Origin of the sequence: Streptomyces sp. P9(2023), from assembly GCF_032436795.1 — a bacterium.
GTDB lineage: Bacteria > Actinomycetota > Actinomycetes > Streptomycetales > Streptomycetaceae > Streptomyces.
Map to the genome: position 1 here is coordinate 1 of NZ_JAUPWM010000202.1, position 383 is coordinate 383.

A 383-nucleotide genomic window follows, 5' to 3' on the forward strand; every position below is an offset into this window, starting at 1 on the left:
GTAACCAGCCAGTACAGGAATATCCCCTTCACGTATTCTCAATGGGGGGACCGTTATGGGAAAAACATTGAGGCGGTGAAATAAATCCGCACGAAAATGCCCCTCTGCGACTTCTTGAGCTAAATTACGGTTGCTGGCTGCAATGATCCGGACATTAACCAAAAGGTGTTTATCACTGCCAACACGTTGTAGTTCTCCTTGCTGAATCACACGGAGCAATTTGGCTTGCAGGATTAACGGCAATTCGCCGACTTCGTCGAGAAACAGTGTTCCCCCATCTGCAAGTTCAAATTTACCCGCTCGGTGCTGATTTGCACCAGTGAAGGCGCCTTTGACATGACCAAACAACTCACTTTCCGCTAGGCTTTCGGGTAATGCTGCGC

1 protein-coding gene is annotated in these 383 nt (G+C 48.8%); it reads right to left on the reverse strand.

The features are described 5' to 3' along the window. On the reverse strand, positions 1–383 hold a 383-nt coding region (locus Q5762_RS37345), incomplete at both ends, for a sigma 54-interacting transcriptional regulator (protein WP_315896758.1).